18 protein-coding genes are annotated in these 22,870 nt (G+C 50.7%); 10 read left to right on the forward strand and 8 right to left on the reverse strand.

Annotated features, from left to right (window positions below; translation table 11 throughout):
* Window positions 1-29 precede the first annotated feature (29 nt).
* Window positions 30-371, reverse strand: a complete 342-nt coding sequence (locus H6F90_RS15925) for a Mo-dependent nitrogenase C-terminal domain-containing protein (protein ID WP_190553373.1) — start codon at window positions 369-371, stop codon at window positions 30-32.
* Window positions 372-701: 330 nt separating this feature from the next.
* Here H6F90_RS15925 and H6F90_RS15930 point away from each other — a divergent pair, with 330 nt between their 5' ends.
* A complete protein-coding gene (locus H6F90_RS15930) occupies window positions 702-1,226 on the forward strand; it encodes a hypothetical protein (RefSeq protein ID WP_190553374.1) in 525 nt (174 codons plus the stop codon).
* 221 nt (window positions 1,227-1,447) lie between these two features.
* Here the strand turns inward: H6F90_RS15930 and mfd are convergent, their stop codons facing one another.
* Window positions 1,448-4,984, reverse strand: a complete 3,537-nt coding sequence (gene mfd / locus H6F90_RS15935) for a transcription-repair coupling factor (RefSeq protein ID WP_190553375.1) — start codon at window positions 4,982-4,984, stop codon at window positions 1,448-1,450.
* Window positions 4,985-5,200: 216 nt separating this feature from the next.
* On the opposite strand from mfd, the gene H6F90_RS15940 reads away from it, so the two are divergent.
* A complete protein-coding gene (locus tag H6F90_RS15940) occupies window positions 5,201-6,331 on the forward strand; it encodes a glycine zipper domain-containing protein (protein ID WP_242024498.1) in 1,131 nt (376 codons plus the stop codon).
* A 355-nt stretch (window positions 6,332-6,686) separates the two neighbouring features.
* Entirely contained in the window at window positions 6,687-8,039 is a 1,353-nt protein-coding gene (locus H6F90_RS15945; RefSeq protein ID WP_190553376.1) for a hemolysin family protein, read from the forward strand.
* A gap of 6 nt (window positions 8,040-8,045) precedes the next feature.
* Here the strand turns inward: H6F90_RS15945 and H6F90_RS15950 are convergent, their stop codons facing one another.
* The gene (locus tag H6F90_RS15950; protein ID WP_190553377.1) at window positions 8,046-8,819 is read right to left on the reverse strand and encodes an HAD family hydrolase; all 774 of its coding nucleotides are present in this window, start codon (window positions 8,817-8,819) and stop codon (window positions 8,046-8,048) included.
* 46 nt (window positions 8,820-8,865) lie between these two features.
* Here H6F90_RS15950 and H6F90_RS15955 point away from each other — a divergent pair, with 46 nt between their 5' ends.
* Together H6F90_RS15955 and H6F90_RS15960 are read left to right on the forward strand one after the other, a co-directional pair.
* On the forward strand, window positions 8,866-10,533 hold the full coding sequence (locus H6F90_RS15955; RefSeq protein WP_190553378.1) for a D-Ala-D-Ala carboxypeptidase family metallohydrolase: 1,668 nt from the start codon (window positions 8,866-8,868) through the stop codon (window positions 10,531-10,533).
* 98 nt (window positions 10,534-10,631) lie between these two features.
* On the forward strand, window positions 10,632-11,450 hold the full coding sequence (locus H6F90_RS15960; protein WP_190553379.1) for a hypothetical protein: 819 nt from the start codon (window positions 10,632-10,634) through the stop codon (window positions 11,448-11,450).
* A 286-nt stretch (window positions 11,451-11,736) separates the two neighbouring features.
* Here the strand turns inward: H6F90_RS15960 and H6F90_RS15965 are convergent, their stop codons facing one another.
* Together H6F90_RS15965 and H6F90_RS15970 are read right to left on the reverse strand one after the other, a co-directional pair.
* Window positions 11,737-12,282: a hypothetical protein gene (locus tag H6F90_RS15965; RefSeq protein ID WP_199295960.1), complete on the reverse strand. Its 546-nt coding sequence runs from the start codon at window positions 12,280-12,282 to the stop codon at window positions 11,737-11,739.
* Window positions 12,283-12,308: 26 nt separating this feature from the next.
* Window positions 12,309-13,043: a phycocyanobilin:ferredoxin oxidoreductase gene (locus H6F90_RS15970; protein WP_190553380.1), complete on the reverse strand. Its 735-nt coding sequence runs from the start codon at window positions 13,041-13,043 to the stop codon at window positions 12,309-12,311.
* A gap of 112 nt (window positions 13,044-13,155) precedes the next feature.
* On the opposite strand from H6F90_RS15970, the gene H6F90_RS15975 reads away from it, so the two are divergent.
* Both H6F90_RS15975 and tatA read left to right on the forward strand, forming a co-directional pair.
* A complete protein-coding gene (locus H6F90_RS15975) occupies window positions 13,156-14,331 on the forward strand; it encodes a serine/threonine-protein kinase (RefSeq protein ID WP_190553381.1) in 1,176 nt (391 codons plus the stop codon).
* 91 nt (window positions 14,332-14,422) lie between these two features.
* Entirely contained in the window at window positions 14,423-14,599 is a 177-nt protein-coding gene (gene tatA, locus H6F90_RS15980; protein ID WP_190440918.1) for a twin-arginine translocase TatA/TatE family subunit, read from the forward strand.
* A 106-nt stretch (window positions 14,600-14,705) separates the two neighbouring features.
* On the opposite strand, the gene cphA is transcribed toward tatA, so the two are convergent.
* Together cphA and H6F90_RS15990 are read right to left on the reverse strand one after the other, a co-directional pair.
* Window positions 14,706-17,462 (reverse strand): cyanophycin synthetase, encoded by a 2,757-nt coding sequence (gene cphA, locus H6F90_RS15985; protein ID WP_190553382.1) that lies wholly within the window; start codon window positions 17,460-17,462, stop codon window positions 14,706-14,708.
* Window positions 17,463-18,055: 593 nt separating this feature from the next.
* Window positions 18,056-18,907: a cyanophycinase gene (locus tag H6F90_RS15990; protein WP_190441210.1), complete on the reverse strand. Its 852-nt coding sequence runs from the start codon at window positions 18,905-18,907 to the stop codon at window positions 18,056-18,058.
* Between the two features lie 316 nt (window positions 18,908-19,223).
* Between H6F90_RS15990 and trmD the strand changes: the two genes are divergently transcribed.
* The 3 genes from trmD (at window position 19,224) to H6F90_RS16005 (ending at window position 22,233) form a co-directional block, all read left to right on the forward strand.
* Complete coding sequence (trmD, locus tag H6F90_RS15995; protein ID WP_190553383.1) at window positions 19,224-19,919, forward strand: tRNA (guanosine(37)-N1)-methyltransferase TrmD; 696 nt, start codon at window positions 19,224-19,226, stop codon at window positions 19,917-19,919.
* A gap of 159 nt (window positions 19,920-20,078) precedes the next feature.
* Window positions 20,079-21,383 carry a branched-chain amino acid ABC transporter permease gene (locus H6F90_RS16000; protein ID WP_190553384.1) on the forward strand — a complete coding sequence of 435 codons (1,305 nt, stop codon included), beginning with the start codon at window positions 20,079-20,081 and terminating at the stop codon, window positions 21,381-21,383.
* Complete coding sequence (locus H6F90_RS16005; RefSeq protein ID WP_370588028.1) at window positions 21,373-22,233, forward strand: ABC transporter ATP-binding protein; 861 nt, start codon at window positions 21,373-21,375, stop codon at window positions 22,231-22,233. Before H6F90_RS16000 ends, H6F90_RS16005 begins: the two co-directional genes overlap by 11 nt.
* Before the next feature lie 149 nt (window positions 22,234-22,382).
* Here H6F90_RS16005 and H6F90_RS16010 read toward each other — a convergent pair whose 3' ends face one another.
* Window positions 22,383-22,727, reverse strand: a complete 345-nt coding sequence (locus H6F90_RS16010; RefSeq protein WP_190553385.1) for a hypothetical protein — start codon at window positions 22,725-22,727, stop codon at window positions 22,383-22,385.
* Window positions 22,728-22,870: the final 143 nt, after the last annotated feature.

Below are 22,870 nucleotides of genomic sequence, written 5' to 3' on the forward strand. Positions count from 1 at the left end.
CTGGTCAAAACCCTATTTAGCAATAGGGTCTAAGAATAGGCTTGAATGTCCTCACCACACTCGTCTACTAAGTAGCAGAGGGCACGAAATCGGAGGCCCACCAATTCCTCGTATAGAGGATTGAGTTTGCACAGTGGCGGGATGTGAGCCACCTTGCGGCCAAAGAGAGTAATGTCTCTTTCAAAAGGGCATTGAGCAGGAATTGTCTTAGCGAGAAAATGAGCTAACTCAGGAGTCTTGATTTCGATGCCATCTAGCCACTGCCGTAAAGGCTTGAGAGCATCAAACTGAGCCTTAAACGTAGATGGGCTTTTGGCGGGAGCCACTGCTGCATGGAACAGGTCGAAACTAACTTGATTTGTTGACGCCATAACATGCGTTCCAAGTAAGAGAGAGTTAGGAATGGCGGCGATGCTCTCAGCAATGCTTTGCGCGATTGCTAGTAGCAGATGCCCTTAACATTCCCATACATAACGATACAAATGCTAGCGAATTGTTCCGTAAAGTGGCAAATATAAACGGGTGATTTTTGATAAATCTCTGATGAAATCTACAAATTTGTAGCAAAAACTACCAGATTTTGCACTCAGCAACCTCTTCAATTCAGACGCATATTTTTTAATAGGAAAAACTTTCGTTTTATTGCCCTGAAAAACTAGCCATTCAGTTGAAGTCTATGAACAGCAATCTGACCTTAAATTATGAACGTTCGGTTTTGTAGTCTTGCCTTAGCTGGATTAGTTCTTACAGGTCTACTGGCAGAGCCAGCTAGAGCAGGGCAACCCGTGCTCAACCAAACTCCTCAAACTATCGAGCGCACCTTTGGTCCTTATCAGACTCGCCTCACCACCCCAGACGGCGTGACTTATACCTACTCCGCAACCCAATTGCGCCAACTATTTCCCAAATTTCCTCAAACCGAGTGGTCAATCACCTTCGTCAACAACCGCGCTAAATACATCAACCTGAACGTAGCCGCCAACCCCAACGCCGACGACTTCGCCTACGACCAAGCAGAAGCTGCCAAATTTTTTCAATTCGTTTTCGGCTACCAACCTCCCGCCTGGAAAGAGCTATCAACCCAATTCACAGGCAACACCACCATCTACGACTACGAATACTGCCTAGGAGACGGGATCGCCACCAGCTTCACCCGCATGGGCTACAAGCAATTTTCTGACTTCATACAGCTCTATTACGACCCTCGGTGTGAGAAAGATAAGTGAGGAGCGAGGAGTGAGGAGTGAGGGGTACACAAAAGAAGAAAGGCTGAAAGGAGGGGAGCCAAAACCCAGAAGTTAGAAAGCAGAAATCAGGATTAACGACCAAAGACCCGAAACACCCACACTCAACTTCGTTTGGAGGGAGCCTGAGGGACGCAACCGTCCCTCAGCGGGGGGTCGGGGGGCGCTTGCCCTCAATCTCTTGGTTCAACCAAGCCCAAAAACTAAACTAAAGCAGGCTCCGGTAAAGCCCCCTGCATCCGCCCCAACCAATCAATCAAATTCGCCAACTGCTGCTCCACACCCAACACTCCCAAACCTCGCACCGTCACTTTACCCGGCGTATAGACAAACCGAGATTGCAGATGATCTGGCAAGTTTGCCTTCAGCAAATTCCAGGCAGGCTCCTCCATCGGCGTTTCTAGCACCACATGTTGATTGCCCTCAGGCTTGATGCGAGAGAAACCTAGCTTCTTAGCAGTCTGCTTCAGCTCTACAATCCGAATTAATTGCAGAGCTGCGGGTGGGATCGTGCCATAGCGATCGCTCCATTCTGCTGCTGTTTGCGTCAACTCCGCCTTGGTACTGGCTGAAGCGATCGCGCGATAGGCACTCATCTTCTGATCGAGATCGGGAATATAATCAGCCGGAATAAAGGCAGTCACACTGAGATCGATCTGCGTATCGTCCACCTTGGGAATTTCCTGGCCGCGAATCTCCCGAATCGATTCCTCCAGCATCTCCATATAGAGGTCGAACCCGATCGCATCCATTTGTCCCGATTGTTCTGCCCCCAACAGGTTGCCCACACCCCGAATTTCCATATCCCGCATGGCGAGTTGATAGCCAGAACCGAGCTGGGTAAACTCCTGAATCGCTCGTAAACGCTGGCGTGCAGTATCAGAAAGCTGACTTTGCTTGGGATAGAGCAACCAGGCATGGGCTTGAATCCCCGCTCGACCGACGCGACCCCGCAACTGATACAGCTGCGACAAGCCGAAGCGCTGAGCGTCCTCAATCAGGATTGTGTTCACGCGCGGAATATCCAAACCCGATTCAATAATCGTGGTGCAGAGGAGAATATCGGCATCGCCATTGCTGAAGGTGAGCATGGTGGATTCCAGTTCTGCCTCTGGCATTTGGCCGTGGGCGATCGCAAGCCTCGCTCCTGGCACCATCTCCCGGATTTTGGCTGAAGTTTCCTCAATCCCCTCCACCCTGGGCACCACATAAAAGATCTGACCGCCGCGATCGAGTTCTTGTCGAATCGCCGATCGCACCGTTTCGGAGTCAAAAGGAGACAAGTGAGTTTTGATCGGACGACGAGAAGGCGGTGGTGTGGTAATCAGGCTCATTTCTCGCACTCCAGACAGCGCCATATAGAGCGTCCGGGGAATCGGAGTAGCGCTGAGTGTCAGCACATCCACTTGGGTTCTGAGGCTCTTGATTTTCTCCTTTTGGTTCACCCCAAACCGCTGTTCTTCATCCACTACCAACAAGCCCAAATCTCGGAAAGCAACGCCTTTACCCAAAAGTTGATGGGTGCCCACCACGATATCTAGCTCTCCGGTGGTTAAGCGTTGCTGAATTTGGCGGCGTTCCTCAGCAGTGCGGAAGCGATTCAGTAGACCCACTTGGATGGGGTAGGGGGCAAAGCGTTCCTTCAGCGTGTGGTAGTGCTGCTGCGTCAGAATCGTGGTGGGAGCCAGTAGCGCGACTTGTTTACCTGCTGTGACTGCCTTGAAGATGGCCCGGATTGCCACTTCGGTTTTGCCGAAGCCGACATCTCCACAAACCAAGCGATCCATTGGACGGGAATTTTCCATATCCCGTTTGACATCCTGCGTCGCCTTCAGTTGGTCTGGGGTGGGTTGGTAGGGGAAAGAGTCTTCCATTTCCTGCTGCCAAGGCATGTCTGTGGGGTAGGTATAGCCTTGCTGTTGCGATCGCTGAGCGTACAGTTGTAGCAGATCCACCGCCAACTTCTTGATTGACTTGCGAACTTTGCTCTTGGTTTTCTCCCAAGCCTTGCTGGACATCTTGTTCAGCTCTGGCACCGCATCCCCAGCCCCTCGGAACCGAGACAAGGACCCGACTTGGTCTGCGGCCACCCGCAACAAACCATCGGCATACTGCAACACCAGGTACTCACGGGTTTCGTGGTTGATCGTCAAGCTCTCTAATTTGAGAAACTTGCCAACCCCATGACTTTTGTGGACGACAAAATCTCCTGGTTGCAGCTTATTTGGGTCAACTTGCTTAGATGCAGCTCGTCGTCGCTTCCGCACATAGCTGGGGGTTGTCAGGGTGTGTTGACCAAAAAACTCTCGGTCTGTGACCACCACCAAGCGAAAGGTCGGTAAAACAAACCCTTCGATCTCCGCTAGGCCCGAATACTTGACTGCTACAGGCACCCGCTGAATCTGAAGCTTCTCGATCGCGGGATAATCTCTTGAATTTGGCACAAACTGCGCCGGACAATCGTGCTCCTGCAACAGCGACACCGATCGCGAAGGCTGCGCCGACACCAACCACACCGAGAAACCGCGATCGCGCTCTCCTCGAATCGTCTCCGCCAACTTACCAAACTGATGCGGAGTGGCATTAACTGGACGACTAGCGAGGTTGAGAGACGGAGCAGCACCTACAACTTCTTCTACCAGTTCTGAGAGATAGAGGCGATCGAAACATTCGACTTCGGCGAGTGAGTCTTGAAAGGAGCGATGGATCTTAGGCAGAAGAGAACTCTCCCCTTCATCCTTTCCCTTACCTCCTTCATCCCTCCACTGCTCCTCCACATGCTCAAACCAGCGATCGCCATGAGCTTGACACTGCTCCGGTTCATCTAGGGCGATCAAAGTATTTTCGGGTAAGTAGTCAAGCAAAGAAGCTGGCTGATCAAAGGCTAATCCCAGAAATCGGCGTAGACCTGCTAAAGGTTGGTCTTGCTCAAATTTCTCTTGTTCAGCGGGGTTGAGATAGGTTTTTAGCGCTGTGGCCTTCTCGTCTGTAAAAGCGGCTCTGACAATCGGGCTAAAACTGGTGGGCGTAAGGACAAGATGATTGATCGAGTCGAGCGATCGCTGAGTGGCAGGATCAAACTCTCGCATTTTGTCCAGCTCATCGCCAAACCATTCCAGACGGATTGGGAGTTCAGCAGCGACGGGAAACACATCAACAATGTCTCCTCGGCGGCTCCATTGGCCTTCTGTTTCTACCAGGGAAACGCGCTCGTAGCCTAAACGGGTCAGTTCACTGCTAAAAGCATTGAGATCAACTTCGGCTCCTCGTTGCAATCTCAGGCAATAGGGACGGAAGGCATCGATAGGGGGTAAGTGGGGCTGTAAAGCTCTCTCTGTGGCGATGATCGCGGTTCGGCTCGTCTCCGCACCTTGACCGTTCCCATTGCTGGTAGCTGCTTGGCTACCTACCAAATCCGCTAAGACTTGCAACTGGCCCCAAGCCATTTCTGACTCCAGGTCAAAGGGTTCGTAGGGAGATCCTTCGGAGGTGGGATAGAAATGAACCGTTTGCCAGCCCATTGCTTCTAGTTGGGCAGTCCAGCGGCCTGCTTCTTCTAGGGTGGCAGTCACTACTAACAAGTTGCGGGGGCCAGCTTGAGCCAGAGCCGACGCTACTAAGCCCTTGGGGATGCGAGACACACCGTTGAGCTTTAGAAGTTGTTGCTGTTTCAGCTTGGCTAATAGCTCGTTAGTGAGGGGCGATCGCCCAAGGGCACGAATAATTGAGGAGAAAGCCATAGATTCTGGAACCGGAGCAGCGAGCAGCCAAGAGTGTTTACCTATCTTTATATTGTAGAAGCCTGAGCAAAAGCCGTTGCTTTTCGAGGGCGGAATACCTCTATCAGGGGACATCCGAGCTGCTGGATCTCCCCCTCCTGGAGAGGTCAGCTCCTTTTTTAATCGATAAGCTTAGAGGAAATAAGGAAAGTTTATAGAATCGCCAGGGAGTTTTTTATGACTAGTATCAACAACTCACCATTCATGAGTAATGACGACAATCTAGCGCCGATCGACGTGGAAATCGTAGAGACGACCGCTGAGATTCAGCCCCAAGAGTCTGCTTCTGATAAAGGTCAAGCGACTAATCACATCGTTGCCGAAGCTATTGGCGCGGCTAGTGGTGGTATTGCTGGAGCCACAATTGGTAAAATGGTCGGTGGACGCCTAGGTGCAGCCGTCGGTGCTGTAGGTGGCGCGATCGCAGGTGCAGCAATTGGTAACCAGGCCGCAGAAGGCATTGACCAAAAGCTCGATAGTGCAGTCCACACCATGAAGGACGCCGTTGATGGTGTAACTCACCAAGTAGAAGGTGTAGTTGAAACCGTCAAAGAAAAAGTCAACGAGACTGACCTAAAGGGTGCTGTTAATTCTGCCAAACAGAAAATTGAGGAAGCTGATGTTCATGGCATCACGGACTCTGTGAAGCAGAAAATCAGCGAAGCGAATGTTCGCGGTGTCACTGACTCTGTTCAGCACAAAATTGAGGAAGCTGACGTTCAGGGTGTGAGTGCTTCCGTCAAACAGAAAATTGATGAAGCCAACGTGCGTGGCGTGACTGACTCCGTACAGCACAAGATCGAAGAAGCCGACGTGCGTGGCGTCAGTAACTCTGTCAAGAGCAAAATCGATGAAGCCAACGTGCGTGGCGTGACTGACTCCGTACAGCACAAGATCGAAGAAGCTGACGTGCGTGGCGTTAGCAACTCTGTCAAGAGCAAGGTCGATGAAGCGAATGTTCGTGGGATCAGCGACTCTGTCAAGAGCAAAGTTGACGACGTGAACGTGCGTGGCATGGCTGACTCTGTGAAGGATTCTGTTAAAGGCACCGCAGACAAGGCTAAAGACGCGATCGCAGATAAAGCTAAGCCCGTCTTAGGTAGCCAACCCTCGACTAGCTCAACTTCATCCACATCGGTTAACCGAGATCTCTACAGAGATCCTCTACTGGGTGTAGATCCCCTGCTTGATGTAAACACCACGCCTGTGATCACACCTCCGCCTGCAACAAATCCTAAGTTGATCACCGATCGCTCTATTGATTCTCTGACTACTGACGAAGAAACCAAGAAGCGTTACCAGTCCTAAGCAACCCATCTCTGGAATGTAGGGTCTAATCTGATTTCCTGAGATACTTAGTTAACGTGCCACAACGCTAGAAACAACTGCCTCCGCTCCCCATCAGAAGGGGGTCGGAGGCTTTAATTATGGACGGTAGTTGTAGAAGACTAAGCCAAAGCAGCTAAGCTAGGCGGCATCTGCTTGTATGGTTGAGAGGTGAGGCGATCGCAACAATATTTGCTTCAATCGTGTTGGCTGATACTTGTTAAGCTTGGGCAAAAACTGCACCTTAGAGTCTTGGAATGTTTAGAACCTTTGATTCTGAATATTAAGATACTTAAGACATTAGGCGCGATTCGCCACAATCACAGGCAACTCAGGAATGTCCTCTTTTCTTTTTGATTTCCTCATCCTTATCTTGCTGACCTTTGCCAACGGAGTCTTCGTGCTCTCGGAGATGGCGATCGTCTCGGTGCGCAAAGTGCGACTCCAGCAGATGGCCAATGAGGGGAATGCCAAAGCTCGCACAGCCCTCGACCTAGCAAGTGCTCCAAACCAATTCTTAGCAACCGTCCAGATTGGGATCACGCTGATTGTCATTCTGTCTGGTGCTGTGGGGGAATCCACGCTGGCTAAAAGAATTGGGCCGCTCTTCGCCTTGATCCCCGCCTTAGCTCCATACCGAGAGGCGATCGCTTCGGGTATAGCAATTGTCATCGTCACCTATTTAACCCTGATTATTGGGGAATTGGTGCCTAAGCAACTGGCGCTAAACAACCCAGAAAGAGTGGCTTCCTCCGTGGCTGGCCCCATGCGGATGTTGGCAATGTTCGCCGCGCCAGTGGTCCATCTCCTGAGCGCCTCGACAGATATGGTGATGCGATTGCTCAGCATTCGACCCTCCGATGAGCCAATGGTGACTGAAGAGGAAATCAAAGTCTTACTGCAACAAGGAACTGAAGCGGGCACCTTTGAAGAAGTTGAGCAAGACATGGTGGAGCGGGTGTTTCGCTTGGGCGATCGCCGCGCTAATGGCTTGATGACACCCCGCCCCGATATTGTCTGGCTTGACCTAGAAGACTCCTCAGAAGAAAACCGTCAGAAAATCACGGAAGGAGTGCATTCCCGGTTTCCGGTGTGTCAGGGTGGTATCGATAGCGTCTTGGGGGTCTTGCATGTCAATGACTTGCTAGTACGGAGTCTAGTTGGAGAACCAATCGATTTAGCTACTAACTTACGCCAACCGCTGTTTATTCCAGAGAGTACTCGCGCCCTTTCAGTTCTAGAGTTGTTCAAGAAATCCAGTACTCATATCGCGTTTGTCGTGGATGAGTATGGAGTGATTCAAGGACTCGTGACCCTCAATGACATCCTAGAGGCGATCGTCGGTGACATTCCTTCAGTTGAGGACTTAGAGGAACCCTACGCCGTCCAGCGTGAGGATGGCTCTTGGCTGCTAGACGGAATGCTATCAGTGGATGAGTTCAAAGACATTCTAGAAATTAATAAAATTCCTGGAGAAGAAAAAGGTAACTATCATACGCTAGGTGGTTTTGTAGTCATGCATCTAGGCCACATTCCCACCGCCGCAGACCACTTTGACTGGCAAGGGCTACGCTTTGAAGTGATGGATATGGATGGAAACCGCGTCGATAAAGTCTTGGTAATGCCTGTTGCCTCCGAGGAGGGTACTAGCTCTAGTGATGAGCCTTCTCAACCTAAAAGCTCTAATTAAAAATTTTTAATGCCCACATAGCCAATCAGCGAGCTGACAAAATCCTCCACCTTCTGGTTCTGGTGTGATGTAAGTCGGTTGATGCACGAGTTGATCCGCATAGTGTTTAACATTAGCGACCCCCACGGATAGGGGAAACTGGTCAGCATCAAACAAGCTTTCATCATTGGGACTATCGCCCACTGTGACGACCTGCTGAGCCGTGTGCTCAGGAAAGTACTGACCTAGAACTTGGTGTAACCCGGTCGCTTTGTCCTGCTCAATTGGCTTGATGTGACCTTGGACATTGCTGTAGGTGAAACCCCAGCCTTGATCTTGGCAGTAGGCATTAATGGCTTGAATGTCCGGTAAGCTCAGCTTCTGAATATCAAATGTCCAATCTGTGACGCGAAAACGATTGTCGGCAGATTCTTGTAGTTGCGGAAAATCGGCTTGTAGGCGCTGAAAAGTTTGGGCCAGCTTTTGGCGATGCAAGGCCAAATCAGGAATCGTCACCAACGCGATTGGAGTCTCAGTTTGGCTAGCGTAAAACATACCACCGTTTTCCGCGATCGCTCCCCAAATGGGCAAATAATTGACCAAGCCACCCACCCAACCTGCCGATCGCCCAGTGACAATCAAAACTTGGATTTCCGCCGCAGCTAACTGCTCCAAAGCTTGTAGTAAGGTGGGCGTAAATTTGCCATTCTGCGTCAGTGTGCCGTCCATGTCGGTGGCCACTAGGCAAACATTCTTAAGGGAATTAGCGACTAAAGCCTGAGACAGTAGCGTTAAAGGCATTTTGGTTAGTAACTGTAATGATTAGGTCAATTAAGTGCTGTAGCTTATGGCAAAACTGACACCAGACCAGCGCAACTACCTTTACTTATTAGAGGCAGAACGAGCCGGAATTCATAAACCCATCCTGGCAGCACTTTATCAGGTTCAAGGTAAGCCAACGCTGGAAGATGGCGAAACTGGGCTAGGGATTGCACCTGCCAACCGGATTCCCCTCGGGCAAGTCAATACTTTTGCGGCTCAAGTGCAATATGCCGCTAACACAATTCGCAGCATCACCGATAGCTTGGTAGCCCAAGGCTGGAAAGCCACTGACCTATGGAGTAAGGAAGCAGGGCGATACGGTAACAGATTTATTCAAGCTGTAGCAGCAGGTTATACACCGCCAGCCAATAATGAAGCCTCCGCCCGCCTAGAATCCTCAAACCCTCAAGCTCTGCTGCAAGCTTACCTGGACGATTTAGCCATTGACTTCAAAGCCGAAGGGTTGCCACAAAACCTGGCTTACCTAGACAGTGCACTACTGACTTTAGTCGATCGCCTACCTAGTTATTACAGAAGCTTGCCTTACCAAAGAGATGCTTTTCTAGAAGCCCTACGGATTTGGCGCAAACTCGATTCCCGTGAGGCTGCGATCGCCTCTCTCAACCTGAAAACGCCCGTTGATGCTGACCCTGAATCCGTAGACGAGTCTTACCTAGACAAAGCGCTGATTCAGTTTATGCAAAGCATTTCCCGTAACTATTCAGGCTACCCTCATCAGCGCGAAGCTTTAGTTCGCCTGACTCAACTATGGCGACAACTTGATTCCCGGGAAGCCGCGATCGCCTCTCTAGAAAAAGACACCTCCCCAGAGCCAGGATTAAAAATCCTTGATCCTGCTCTAGTTGCTTTTGCCCAGCGTTTGCCACAGTACTACCAAGGTAAAGGAGAGCAACGAAATGCTCTAACAGAAGCTTTTCGGCTGTGGCGGGGTCTTGATTCCCGCACCACGGCTCTGGCTGCATTAGGCATTAACCCAAACACATTGTCTGCTAGCACTACCAATAAAACTGCTCTCACCGATGCAGCGACTCAGCTCGATCGCGAACTGCTCGAATTCATTGAGCGGATTCCCGGTGAGTATCAAGAAACTGAAGAGCAACGAGAAGCATTAATTCGTTTGGTGCAGCTTTGGCGCGGGTTAACTACTCGTGACCAAACCATTCGATCGCTGTTTGAAGATGTGAGGCGGATGCAGCAAGCGCGTCGAGATGCTCCAGAAGCCCCCCCCAAACCGAAACCGTTGATCTTGCCCAAGCGTCCTGTCCGCTGGACTCCTGGCAATATTCAGCTCTATGCCTCCATCATTCCCAATGGGACTTTTAGCTGGGCTGAGGCCACTCACGGCGGCACTCGCATGCCCCCTGACCAAACCACAGTCGATGCGATTGTCCGCATTGCTCGTCTAGCGCAACAAGCCCGGGAGCGGATTGGTCGTCCTTTCCAGGTCACTAGTTGGTACCGCCCCCCAGAAATCAATGCTAGAGTCGGTGGTGTGTCTAACAGCCGCCATATTGTTGGGGACGCGATCGACTTTTATTGCGACGGGCTTACAGGCGATCAGCTCTACTGGTTCCTAGATTCCTGGTGGCCAGGGGGGCTAGGCCGATACGCTAGCTTCCCCTATCTCAGCCACATTGATGCTCGCAGCTACCGAGCCCGTTGGCTCCGCTAGTATTTTTAGATACCTGTATTTTCGCTGCGGCTTGTGATGCAACAGCCCCGCTTCGGGGCACTCTGAAAATAGAAGTCACCGTTGGGCCTGGATTTACTATGTCAACCCCTCTTTTTCTCATAGAACCTTGGTTGGCTCAAGCTCCTGTCAAGACTGCGAAACCTGTCAAAACCGTTAAAACCAAAGTGGCTGTGCCTCCCCCTCAGCCTGTGCAGCCTGATGATAGTGCTATGCAGCCGTGGATGATGACCACTGGCGGGTTGTTTCTCCTATTGGTTGGGTTAGGAGTTTATTCTCACTTGCAAGCCAGTAAGTTGCAAAAGCAGGTGCGATTTGCCGACTTGAAGAATAAGGAGATGCAGAAGAAGCTGAAGATGGCTCTGGAAACCATCGGCAAGATGGAAAAGAACCCCGACCTAATTCACTCCAGAGAATTTAACCTAGACTACCTGCGCATGCGGATGGCTGAAGAGGTCTTCCACTTTGCCATCGTCAATCAAATTAAAATTAAAGTTAAAGAAAAAATTTCCCTAGCTCTACGACCCAGCCAAGCCCAGCAGGGTGCTGTAGGAATTGCCAGTGCAGGTCGGGCTGTAGATGAAGTGTTTGATGTGGAATACGAACCGGGCGACCTGCCAAAGGGCACGAAGCGGGTGTTGTTCCGGATTCAAATCAAGCTGACGAAACTGCCGACTCAGCCCACCTCGGTCACAATTAGCCAAATTATTGACTGCTTAGAAACCTACCTCAGCCCTGCCCATGAGGAGAACGACACCTGGCAACCTACCATTCAGGGTCGCATTGCTCAAATTCATTGGGATCAGAAAGCGAAGCCTACGCCGATGTTGGTGCTAGAGCAAACGACTGATGGCACGAACGTTACTTTCCGGACTAACCGCACTTTAGCGCATCGCTAAAAGTCATAGAAAGTTATAGCAGTGGCGATCGCGCTCTAGAAGCCCCACTATCTTGATCATCGATCAAGCTTCATCAGCTAACCCAGCTAATATTTTTTAATTGCTGCATATAGGTGGGTTTTATATTTGCTATACCAGACTCCATAAATCCTTAAAGTCATCTTTGATAGGTGACTTTAAGGATTTCAAAATATATTAATTCGTTAGCTAGAAGTTAACTAGACGCTTTTCATCCTGCAAAGCATGATGTGCTTTGCAACAATGTAAGAGATTGATAGCAAAGTCATCAATCATCTTCATCTGGGCCTTTCCAAGCTTCAATTACTTCATCAATTGATTGGCCGAGAATCCTTGCCAAAGGTCCCAGTTGGCGTTGTTCTATGTCTTTGCCGACCCAAATATTCTTCAGTTCTCCGTAGGAGAGCCGATAAGAGTCACAAAAGCGAGCGAACTCATCATCGTTCAAATCAAGTTCAGCTTGGCGATGCTTGAGGAGGGTCGCAATGAGTGCTGTTCCTTGCTTAGGTGGCTCGGTTTTATTTAAGTACTTCTGCACCAAGCCGTCAATCTGGCTGTTGTGTCCCCCGGAGCGGCTAACCAAGTCATAGCAGGCCAAATACAAGGCCTGGCGCAACTTGCGGTCTTGGTTCATGGCTGCGGCAATTTGAGCCGCATAGTCAGGCTTGCAAAGCCCAACTACGGCTCCCTCATAGGTGATAGGTACATAGGCGTCCCTGGCATCAAATTGCCAGGCGGTAGGCTGATTGCCCTGTAGCACGATGGCATCTCCTTTTAGCGATCGCAACCCACGCTTATTGCTGTGTTTCGCCAAGCGCTCTCGGAGGTTGCCAGAGTTGCTTAGGCGCAGTCAAACAAGACAGTGGTCATGTAATAGTCTGCCCAATCTACGCCAAAAGCTTTTTCAAGGACGCGGCGGGTTTTGTCGTTTTGTTGCTGTTTGGTGCAGTAGTACCGTTGAGCCTGAAGAATTTCGGTTTCTTGCTCTGGAGTTACTGGAGTAGCCGCGATCGCCTGTTGGCAGTGAACTGTTAAAAAACCTTCGACTCGGCTGAGAAATTGTTGTTCTTCTTCAGCGCTGCCAGGGCGAATAAACAGACAAAAATTCGAGAAAATATCTCCCCAGTCTGGCAAAGCCCGAGCTTGGGAAAACTCAGGATTGGGTAGGGCTGACAAGGCGGTGCGATATGCCTCCGAAAGAGTTCGGTCGGCGTTGAGTGGGGATAAATCTGCGATCGCGGCGCTAATCTGTCCTCGACCCCCTACCAAGTCGGTGCCGAACATAGGCAGAGCGTAATTGGTGCGAGGAAACATGACGCAATGCAAAATATCAAGATTGCTCCCAACCCGTGCCAATTCTAAGTGCAACTTCCGGAATTGAGGAGTTTGGTAGCAGCGATTTTCAATCACCAGCTTTTCCCCTTCTAGTCGCCCTTCGACATACCCCAACTCAGACGGGAAAGGATAAGGAGATAAATCCAAATGGCGCTGCCAAACAGACTCGATCGCGTCTGCGAGTTGACGGATTAAAGGATGTTGTTGTTCGCGGAGGGAGGGGGTTGAGGTCGCTGACATGGTAAAAACTGGAAGTTGTTAAAGAATGCTGCCGTAGGTTCAGAATATCAGCTTGCTTTGGGCACGAATTCAAAGCTATAAGAATTTCTAAGGGCAATAACGGCGGAAGAAAATGCCAAATCCAGTTTTAGGCGATCGCTACGAGATCCAAAAGCAACTGGGTAAGAACTCAGGGCGACGAACCCTCCTCGCTCGTGACTTGCAAACTCAGGGCTTTGTGGTGATCAAGCTGCTGTCCTTTGATAATGAAACTGAATGGGACGATTTGAAGTTATTTGAGCGCGAAGCCGACACGCTCAAGAACCTGTCCCATCCGGCGATTCCGCAATACCTTAATTCCTTTGAGCTGAACCTCCGCAATGGTAAAGGCTTTGCTTTGATCCAAACCTATGTGAATGGGAAATCTTTGGAAACCTTGCTTCAAGGTGGCAAAACCTTGACTGAAGCCCAAGCAAAGCAAGTTGCCAAAGCACTGCTAGAAATTTTGGTTTACCTCCACGGTCAGCAACCCCCCGTAATCCACCGAGACATCAAGCCGAAAAATATTTTGCTCACCGATACCTCTGGCGATCGCCCGATTCAAGTCTATTTAGTAGATTTTGGCTCAGTCAGGGCTGCAACGCCGGAGGAGAATACCAACTTTACAGTGGTCGGCACCTATGGCTATATGCCGCCAGAACAGTTCAGTGGCAGGGCGATCGCGGCATCTGACCTTTACAGTTTGGGGGCAACCTTGATCACTTTGGTCACAGGCACTCACCCTTCTAGCTTGCCTCGGCGTGGTTCCCGAATTGATTTTGGTCAAGTGGCTGATTTGAGTCCAGCCTTTGCCGATTGGCTCAGTTGGATGACCGAATCCAGCTTAGAGCGGCGGCTCACTTCGGCTCAGGCTGCTTTACAAGCCCTCGAACAAGACCAAACTCGCAATGCAGCGGTGGCAGTGGTGGCTAAACCCCCTGACAGCAAAGTAATGCTGAACAAAGATGCTAATGCTTTGGAAATCATTATGCCAGCCTTATTAGGCCAAGTTCGCTTGCGGATCGATGCCCAAGAAATCTCACTAGCTCAAAAGCGGTTGGGGCTATCCAAGGGGCGGCCTCAAGTGGGGCGTAGACAAGAGATTCGCAGCGTGACCTACACAAAATCTGGTGATGCGCCCAGGCTGGCGATCGCAGTCGGCTCTCAGCAATATGAACTAGGCGAGCCGCAATCTCTCACAGCGGCAGAATTAGATTGGCTAGCCTATGAACTCAGCACTTGGCTCAAGATTCCGCTCACCAAATCCTAATCCATCTAAATCGAGGAGTTCTGCAAAACCGGACGTTCCTCCCGTCTATAGTTAATGAGTGAAGCATGGTTGACAGGAGAGGGAGAGGGCTATGTTTGGTTTAGGATGGCCGGAAGTAGCGATTATTGCGATCGCGGCAATTGTGATTTTTGGTCCCAAGAAAATTCCTGAGCTAGGGAGTGCCCTAGGCAAAACGCTGCGGGGGTTTAAGGAAGAAGTCCAAAAACCTGATGCTGAGAATGATGTTACAGATTTAGATCAAGAATAACCAGCCCGAGCCAAACCCTAATTTTTAGAGCAAAAACAAACACATCTAGACAGCTCACAGACAACTGTCTAGATGTGTTTAACCTCTCTCCGGGGAAACTGAAACTCTAAAAAGTGTAGGCAGACTGAGACTCTGTTTGAGCTGTGCCTGAGTTGGACTGGCCCACCTCAACTGAAGCGACGTTCACAGTTTGACCATTGGTCAACGTACTGGCTCCATTCTGATCTGCCGTCTGGGTGGCTGTGGTATGGCCCACCGGGTTTCGGGCCTCAATCAACTGAATAGCGCGAGTCACGCTCTCTGGCAGAATGACAACCAAGCTCCCTGGTGTAGCTCGATCGAGGGCAGAGTTGATGGCTTTGGTTTCATCCAGAATGATTTCGTGAGGGCATCTTTGGTTGGCTGCTTCCAGCCCTCGGCAAATCCATTCCGCCGCTTCGCCTCTGGCTCGCCCTCTAGTATCGTCATCTTCCTTGACGATCACGCGATTGAACATATCCGCTGCCAGTCTACCCAGAGTGACAAAATCCTCATTGCGGCGATCGCCTGGTCCTCCGACTACACCAATCCGCTCTCCCGTCCAATTCTTCACAAAGCCTCCTAGTGCTTCGTAACTGGCAGGATTGTGGGCATAGTCCACCAAGGCATGGTAGTGACCGAGGTCAAACAAATTCATTCGTCCTGGTGTTTGGTCAGCTGAAGCTTGGAAGCTCATTAAGGCAGCACGAATGTCTTCGATCCTGACCCCATGTGCAAACGCCGCTAAACTTGCAGCGAGAGCATTGGCAATCATGAAGGGCGCACGTCCCCCCATTGTCAGCGGCACATGGATGGCTTGCTCGATGCGGAGCGTCCAGTCACCCTTAAGAATCGATAGATAGCCATTTTCATAGATGGCGGCTAGACCTCCTTGCTGAGCATGAGCCCGGACAATTTCGTTGTCAGGATTCATGGCAAAGTAAGCTACTTGGGCTGTGACATTACGAGCCATGCCTGCAACGAGAGGATCATCAGCATTCAGCACCGCGTAGCCGTTGGGCATGGCGGATTCTGCCACCACGCTTTTCACCCGCGCCATGTCGTCTAGCGTGTTAATGTCTCCTAGCCCCATGTGGTCAGCCGCAACATTGAGCACCACGCCAATATCGCAGGCATCGAAGCCCAAGCCAGAGCGCAAGATGCCGCCACGCGCGGACTCTAGAACTGCTACTTCCACAGTGGGATCTCGCAGAATTAGTTGGGCGCTTTGAGGCCCAGTGGTATCTCCCTTTTCCACCAAATAATCATCGATATAGATGCCATCAGTGGTGGTGTAGCCCACGACGCGCTGGGTTTGCTTAAAGATGTGAGCAATCAAACGGGTCGTGGTAGTTTTGCCGTTGGTGCCCGTAACCCCAATGATGGGAATGCGGCTAGGAGCCCCAGGTGAAAACAGCATATTAATCACCGACTCTGCCACATTCCGAGGAATACCTTGGCTGGGCGCAACGTGCATCCGGAAGCCAGGAGCAGCGTTGACTTCAACAATTACACCGCCGGTTTCGCGCAGCGGTCGCGAAATATCGGAGGTAACAATGTCGATGCCAGCAATATCCAGGTTAATGATTTTGGCAACTCGTTGGGCCAGCCAAATGTTTTCTGGGTGGACATCATCGGTGCGATCGATCGCGATCCCCCCAGTACTGAGGTTGGCTGTGGCCCGCAGATAGCAAACTTCTCCCAGAGGCAGTACGGTTTGCAGGGTATAGCCTTGCTGATCTAGCAGCTTCCAACTCGTGCGATCGACCGTGATCTTGGTCAGAACATTGTCATGACCTTCTCCCCGTTGGGGGTCTTGATTAGTCCACTCAATCAATTGTTCGATGGTGGAGCGGCCATCACCCACCACATGGGCGGGGACGCGCTCAGCCACGGCCACGAGTTTACCGTTTACTACCAATACACGATGGTCGCGCCCTGTGTAATATCGCTCCACGATCAGCGATCGCGACACTTCCTTGGCCGCATCGTAGGCTTCTTCGGCCATCTTCCAGGAGTCGATGTTGAGCGTAATGCCACGCCCATGATTGCCATTGAGCGGCTTGATGACAATCGGAAAGCCACCGACTTGCTCTACGGCTTCTTCCAGCTCGTCCATGTAATTAATTACAATACCCCGTGGCACAGGTACACCGGATTCGTGAAGAATCTGCTTGGTACTTTCCTTATCGCAAGCCAGCTCTACGCCTAAAATGCCAGTGTGATTGCTTAAGGTTGCTTGAATCCGTTTTTGATGCGCCCCATACCCCAGTTGAATCATGGAGCGAGCCGGAATTGGCAACCAAGGAATGCCTCTCGCTTCTGCTTCGCGCACCAAAGACTCGGTGCTGGGACCCAACGAAGCATCGGCCCAGTAAGCTCGCAAGTCTTGCAAGTCTTGTTCTAGCTCAACTTTAGGATAGCTCCCCGTTTCTACAATGCTTTGGCACAGGCGCACTGCTGCTCTAGCGGCATAACGACCTGCCTGCTCATCTAAGTACTCGATCACCACTTGGTAAGTGCCAGAGGTAGCCGTTTCCCGGGTGCGGCCAAAACCAACTTCCATACCCGATAGCACTTGTAGCTCCAGAGCCACATGCTCCACGATATGCCCCATCATGGTGCCTTCGCGGACTCGGCTCAGGAATCCCCCCCGGCATCCTGGCGAGCAAAAGTGATCGTCTAAGCTGGGCAATGCTGTCACCAACCCCTCATAAAACCCAGGAATTTGGTGGGAAGGCTTTTCTGCCAAGTCCTCCAAATCTAAACGCATCACGACCAGCTTATGACGACGAATGCTCCAGTAGTTAGGGCCGCGTAGTGTCTGGATCTTGAGTATTTTCATAACGCTATCCGAGGGTATTCGGGGGTGGGGAGGACGCAGATGCAATAACGAGTTGAGGTGACTTTAAGGAAGCAACTATCCAGTTTCTCGCTTCAATAAACCTCAAATTGTTTACCAAGAACAGTTTGGTGCTCGATAAACTACAATCTCTGCCAGTATGAATTACAACAAATTAAAACAAGTCAAAGTTCAGCAGATTTAGAGTCAAACTTAAAAAACAGCGTAGCAGCGATCGCCTGAACTACTTGGCTCTTTTTGAGGTAGAGGATCGAGGAACTGCCGCTGTATTACCAGGGTGGCTGGTATTTACCCAATAAAATCAGCATACCAATACAAAAAACAATCGACATAGCAAAACCAGTCAAAGCTTAGCTCTTGACCTGATAGCTGTTCTTTGCAGTTTCAAGCTTTAAGAACCTGCAAAACTGTTCATATTGAGCAGTTTTAGTTAAAAAAGTTTGAGAGTTGCTGGCTAGCATGAAGTCAATACTAAGGTAACTGATGGGGAGCCGAGACTACCTTCGGGTATGACAAATTCAGGCTGAATGCTTTTCAAAATCAGCATTAAGCCAGAGGTTCGCAGGAATCTGATTTTATGGTTCGCGAGACATGATCCGACGTTGGTAGAGCTGGTAGCGATCGCCATAGCTGAGGATATGCACCCGCAAGTTATGAATACTCAGTGGCTCTGTCGCATCTGCATCGGGTTGGTTCGTATAGTTCAGATCAACAGGGTCAATGACAGTCACAGAACCTTTGCCCAGGACATGTAGCAAGCCATCGCCCTCAAATAGGGCACAAGTATCCTCGTCGATGCCGATGCCCAGCTTATCCGGGTAAGCCGCGATCGCACTCATCAGTCGGGCCATGCGATTGCGATTATGGAAATGCTGATCCACGATAATTTCTGGGATGATGGCCAACCCAGTAGCCATGTCTACCAGCGAGCGGTTGGGATGCTCACCACTACCACCGCCAGCAATCATGTGATGCCCCATGACCGCTGCCCCAGCACTAGTCCCTGCCAGCGTGATCTCACCTTTCACGGCCCGTCGCCGCACTTCTGCCATCAATTCTGTGTCTGCCAACAGCGCACAGAGCCGCAACTGATCACCCCCAGTCATGAACACGCCTGTACAGCTTTCTAGAAAAGCACGCCACAGGGAGTCCTCACATTGCTCTCGTTCGCGGATATCTAGGACTTCAATCGCCTTAGCACCCATGTCTTCAAAAATGGTGCGGTACCGTTCGCCAATCGTGGCGGGTTCTCGCGAGGCGCAGGGAATGATGGCAATCCGAGCATCTGTACCGCCCGACCGATGAAAAAAGGAAGTCAAGATTTCCTTGCCGTGAACTTTATCTTCCGCTCCCCCAATAATCATCACAGCGGTTTTCGTGGACTGAGGCATCTGTTGTTTGAGGGTTTGAGATTCTAGCTGCGGCACGACGCTACTCCTGGACATAAAATGAACCAGACGCTCCAGTAACCGATTGATTGAAATAGGGATGCCGCTTCTGTTCATCCAGTGCCATGCAGTTTTAACCCTGGAGCTTAACTAATATAGGCATAATGTCAGATTATTTAAACATAATTTAAGAAATTCAGAAATCACTGCCTAATTTCTTCTGACGGCTCTTAAGGTGGCATGAGAACTAACCACTAGCGATCGCCAAATGCCTCTCTCGATCAGAAGTATGCGCCAGTTTCAGGGTATAGTCAGCAGTCTTGGCAAGATTTGCATTCTCAAAAGTTAGGGTTTTGTGAGATTCGACATTGTTACTTTGTTTCCTGACTTCTTTACGTCACCGCTGAGTTCGGGCTTGTTGGGCAAGGCTTTAGCGAAAGAAATTGCTACGGTGCATCTCACAAATCCGCGTGATTTTGCGACTGACAAGCATCGACGTGTGGATGATGAACCCTACGGGGGTGGGGTTGGCATGTTGATGAAGCCAGAGCCAATTTTTGCGGCGGTGGAGTCCCTGCCTGTTTTACCAAGGCGAGAGGTGATCTTAATGACGCCCCAAGGTCAAACGATGAATCAGGCGATGTTTCAGGAGTTGGGAACGAATTATGACCAACTGGTGGTGATTTGTGGCCATTACGAAGGAGTAGATGAGCGAGTCTTGCACCTCGTGACTCGTGAGGTGTCGTTAGGGGATTTTGTGCTGACCTGTGGTGAAATTCCAGCGCTGACGCTGCTGAATGGTACGGTGCGTTTGCTACCTGGAACGGTGGGTAAAGAGGAATCCCTCAAGGCGGAAAGCTTTGAAGCGGGTCTACTCGATTATCCGCACTACACTCGACCCGCCGTGTTTCGCGAGTGGGAAGTGCCAGCCATTTTGCGCTCTGGAAACCATGCTGAAATCGATCGCTGGCGACAAGAACAGCAAATTCAACGCACTCGCGATCGCCGCCCCGATTTGTATGAGAAGTGGTTGAAGGATCAGGAGGTGTAAGTTGCCCTTGATACTTGTCTGCTCTCGGACTGCGGTACAATCCGATTGCCTAGCTTCCCCCTGGTTGCTGTAACTTTTTAGGGCGCTAGGGCGATCGCTCGACTCAGACTCCACCGATTCCACGATTTCTGTTCCCCTATTGCTGCTGTCAACTTTGGCATGGAAGGCTACATTGTCCAGTTAATTATTTTCACTGCAACCTATGCTCTCTTTGGCTTGGGCTTGAATTTGCAGTGGGGTTTTACAGGTCTGATCAACTTTGGCCATGTTGCCTTTATGACGGTCGGAGCCTATACCACCGTTTTACTGACGCTAACTGGGATACCCCTACCCATTGCGGTCTTAGCTGGTGCGGCTCTGGCTGCCTTGCTAGGCTTGTTGATCGGCTTTTCTACCCTCCGCTTACGAGAAGACTACCTAGCCATCGTCACGATCGGCGTGTCTGAAGTGGTGCGACTCGTAGCCCTGAATGAAGAGTGGCTGACTCGGGGCGCGCGGGGTGTGTATGGCTATCCCCTGCCGCTGGACAAATTCAACCCGAATGCCTTCACGAGAGGCGGCATGATTGCCCTGCTGACGGTGGTGGTGGGTTTGGCCTACTGGAAGCTTTGGCAGTGGGTGCAGCAACGCCTCAAGACAGTGTCTCGTCCCGCCGCGATTAGAAATGCGTTGGTTTGGGGTGGCTATACAGGCTCACTTGTCTTGCTCCTAGGAGGAGTCGGAGTTGTGATGCAACAACTCAAACTAAGCCGTGCCCTTTCGCCAGAGTTGTTAGGCTTGGGCCTGTTGATCGCTTTGGTTGGGGTAGGCTGGGTTTACATCGCGATCGCTAAAACCCTAGTGGCTCGCTTGTCAGAATGGGCCGCAGGTTTGGCTTTGTTTAGCGTCTCCTTGTGCTCGATTTTAGGCTTGTGGATGTATAGCATTGGCGCAAACGCCCTCTACAACTACTCCTACAAGGCAGGGCTGATGTTGTTGCTGGTGGTGGTGCTGGCGATTTTGTTTAGCTTGTTAGAGTGGCTGGTGCGATCGCCTTGGGGCCGCGTGTTGAAGGCGATTCGAGAAGATGAGGAAGTCGCCAAAGCGCTAGGTAAAAATGTGTTTTGGTACAAGTTGCAATCCCTAATGCTAGGGGGCGCGATCGCCGGAATTGCCGGAGCCTTTTATGCTTGGCAACTCACCTTCATTAACCCTGACGGCTTTATTCCCCTGATTACCTTCCAAGCTTGGACGATTGTCGTTTTGGGTGGCGCTGGGAATAACGTCGGCACCTTGCTGGGTGGGACAATTTTCTGGGCCTACAACACGTTGACGCGGTTTGTCCTGAAAGACATTGTGCCGCTAGATGATGCACGATTAGGCGCATTCCGCGTCATGATCATTGGCTTGATCTTGATTGTCGTGATGATGTGGCGACCCCAAGGCATTCTAGGTAAGAAGGAGGAATTAACCCTTGGTCGATGATCCCAAGTCTCCCGATGTTTTGCCGGAAGCAGTGCCGCAGCAAGGCTTAGAAGAAATCTTGACCGAGGTGGAAGACCGGAGACCCTCACTTCAGGTTCCCCTTTTAGCAGCAAGTGGCCTCTCCAAGAGCTTTGGCGGCATCAAAGCCGTGGATAATGCCGCGATCGAGGTGGCTCAGGGTAGTATTACTGGGCTGATTGGCCCCAACGGTGCGGGTAAAACAACGTTGTTTAACTTGCTGTCTAATTTCATCCGACCGGATCAGGGGCGGGTGATTTTTGATGGTGAACCGATCCAGCAACTGCAACCCCACCAAATTGCTCAGCAAGGCATGATTCGTACTTTCCAGGTAGCGCGGGTGTTGTCCCGGCTGTCGGTGTTGGAAAATATGCTGCTGGCGGCTCAACATCAGACGGGAGAAAATTTCTGGAGCGCTTGCTTGCAGTTTCGCCAGGTGGCTAAGGAAGAAAAGCAGTTGAAAGAGCGAGCCTACGCCATTTTAGAGTCGGTAGGCTTGACGCATATGACCCATGAGTATGCAGGAGCGCTTTCCGGCGGTCAGCGCAAATTACTAGAAATGGCGCGTGCTTTGATGGTACAGCCCAAACTGATTTTGCTGGACGAACCTGCGGCTGGCGTGAATCCTACCCTAATCAACCAAATCTGCGAACACATTACCACCTGGAATCGTGAAGGGCTGACGTTCTTGATTATTGAGCACAACATGGACGTGATTATGTCGCTGTGCGATCGTGTCTGGGTTTTGGCAGAAGGCCGCAATTTGGCAGTGGGCAGTCCTAGTGAAATCCAAACCAACTCGGAAGTATTGGAGGCTTATTTGGGGCAGTGAGGTCAACAGGTACTCATCCCGAAGGTGCCTTAAAAACACGAAGAGGTGAGTTTTGACACCCACCTCCAACGCTCAAATTTTCTGCAAACTAGTTGTGATGCACCCTTTGAGAGAAGCCTTGTAGCAATTTGCGGCTTGATTGCTTGAGCCTAGTCGTGCTTTTTCTTTTTGCGGTTTTTGCCTTCTACGGGCTCTACTGGCAGTTGCATGACGCTTCCGGTTTGCGTTTGGACTGTCTGTCCTGGAACTACCTGACCAGGAGCCGCAGCAGGAACCGCTAAAGGCGATGCCTGAGTTGTAGCTGGCGCAGGCGATACTTGAGCGGCTGGAGCGGGGCTTTCTGCGGCAGTTGGAGGAGCTAGATACCGATTGACTATCAGGGGAATGGCAGTCGTACCAGCCAGCGAGACAGCACCAATAATGCCCTGAGTTAGGGTTACTTTAAATCCTTGTCCTTTGGGGGGTTCTGAGGGTGATCCAGAATTTGCAGTCATAGAGAGGCAGGGGTATGGCTGTACAATCAACTTCACTCATTTATCGAAAGAATCAGCCTGAGCTACAACCGTATTTTTACCGAGCGGATAAAATCTTTGACAAAGATTCAAGCGTCCATAAGCTGTCGGTAAACACGGTTCTG

This window comes from Trichocoleus sp. FACHB-591 (assembly GCF_014695845.1).
In the GTDB taxonomy this organism is placed as follows: domain Bacteria; phylum Cyanobacteriota; class Cyanobacteriia; order FACHB-46; family FACHB-46; genus Trichocoleus.